Origin of the sequence: Tepidanaerobacter sp. EBM-38, assembly GCA_001896545.1 — a bacterium.
In the GTDB taxonomy this organism is placed as follows: Bacteria; Bacillota; Thermosediminibacteria; order Thermosediminibacterales; family Tepidanaerobacteraceae; genus Tepidanaerobacter.
This window is the reverse complement of the sequence record MPOT01000011.1, coordinates 1-1,582: the sequence shown is the minus strand read 5'-3', so window position 1 is coordinate 1,582 and position 1,582 is coordinate 1. Positions and strand designations below refer to the sequence as shown.

Sequence of the window (1,582 nt, the reverse complement as noted above, 5' to 3'; positions counted from 1 at the left end):
GTACAAAGAAATCTCGCCTAATTCTATACTAGTGTCCGGAGGGCAAACTACTGTAGCGAATTTATTTTATAACATGGCATCACGGCAAATCGGCCTTGTTGGACTATGGGACTGTGTTGCCTTTGATGAAGTGGCAGGGATAAAATTTAAAGACCAAGATGGGATTCAGATTATGAAAGATTTTATGGCATCCGGATCTTTTGCAAGAGGTAAGGAAGAAAAAAATGCAAATGCATCAATGGTATTTATTGGAAACATAAATCAGAGCGTTGATGTGCTTTTAAAAACATCTCATTTATTTGAGCCGTTCCCTGAAGCCATGGCTAATGATGCAGCTTTTTTTGACCGTATGCACTATTATTTACCCGGATGGGAAATACCCAAAATGCGGCCCGAGTATTTTACCGATGAATATGGGTTCATTACCGACTATTTGTCTGAATTTATGCGAGAAATGAGGAAAAGATCTTTTACTGATGCTTTTGACAAATATTTTAGGCTAGGCAACAACTTAAATCAGAGGGATGTAATTGCTGTCAGAAAGACTGTATCAGGTTTACTTAAGTTAATTTATCCGGATGGGAACTTTTCAAAAGAAGATGTAGAAGAAGTATTAAGATATGCCTTAGTGGGTCGAAGAAGGGTTAAGGAGCAGCTCAAGAAAATAGGTGGTATGGAGTTTTATGATGTGCATTTTTCATATATAGACATCGAAACCATGGAAGAAAAATTTGTATCTGTGCCGGAACAAGGCGGGGGCAAGATAATTCCAGAAGGATTAAGTAAGCCTGGGCATTTATATACTGTCAGTCGTGGAAAGTCGGGCATGATTGGAGTCTATAAAATAGAAACCGAGGTAGTAAATGGCACTGGTAAGTTTGAAAAAACAGGTCTTGGTTCAGACAGAGAAGCGAAGGAAGCAATTGAAACCGCTTTTAGATACTTTAGAGCGAATAGCAAGAATATAAGTGGCACTATAAGTACATCAAAAAAAGATTATCTAATGCATGTTGAAGATATTCAAGGCATAGGGCTTACATCAGAGTTGGCACTAGCTGCATTTATTGCATTATGCTCAGGAGCTTTAAACAAGCCGGTGCAAAGCCAGATGGTAGTACTAGGTTCTATGAGCATAGGCGGAACTATTAATAAAGTAGAAGAACTGGCAAATGTTCTTCAAGTGTGTTTTGATTCAGGAGCAAAAAAAGTTTTACTTCCTATGTCTTCTGCGGCAGACATAGGAACAGTTCCTCCTGAGTTGTTTGCAAAATTTCAAATATCTTTTTATCAAGATCCTAAGGATGCTGTTTTTAAAGCCTTTGGGGTTGAATAGGTATCATTTTAACTAAGTATCAATGCGAAATTGCACCGCTTGATTTTGAATGAAAAATGAAAGCAATTTATTGTAGTTTAAGAAAAAGTATGAAATCATTAGAAGATGAGCCTGTTTGGCTTACCCAAAAGATGATGGCTGAGTTATTTTATGTTGATGTAAGAACGGTAAATGAGCACCTACAAAATGTCTATCAGGAAGGTGAAATAATATAAAATATGCTAAAAGATAAAATCTACGTCATATACG

2 protein-coding genes are annotated in these 1,582 nt (G+C 37.0%); both read left to right on the top strand.

Annotated elements, in window-relative coordinates; genetic code table 11:
* The coding region (gene brxL, locus BUC45_RS00725; RefSeq protein WP_296969447.1) for a protease Lon-related BREX system protein BrxL at positions 1–1,333 on the top strand (1,333 nt) is incomplete at its 5' end.
* Between the two features lie 89 nt (positions 1,334–1,422).
* The gene (locus BUC45_RS00720) at positions 1,423–1,548 is read left to right on the top strand and encodes a hypothetical protein (protein ID WP_296969445.1); all 126 of its coding nucleotides are present in this window, start codon (positions 1,423–1,425) and stop codon (positions 1,546–1,548) included.
* Positions 1,549–1,582: the final 34 nt, after the last annotated feature.

Coding starts and splice junctions, on each gene's coding strand:
- BUC45_RS00720 (WP_296969445.1), top strand. CDS start 1,423: ATGAAATCATTAGAAGATGAGCCTGTTTGGCTTACCCAAAAGATGATG.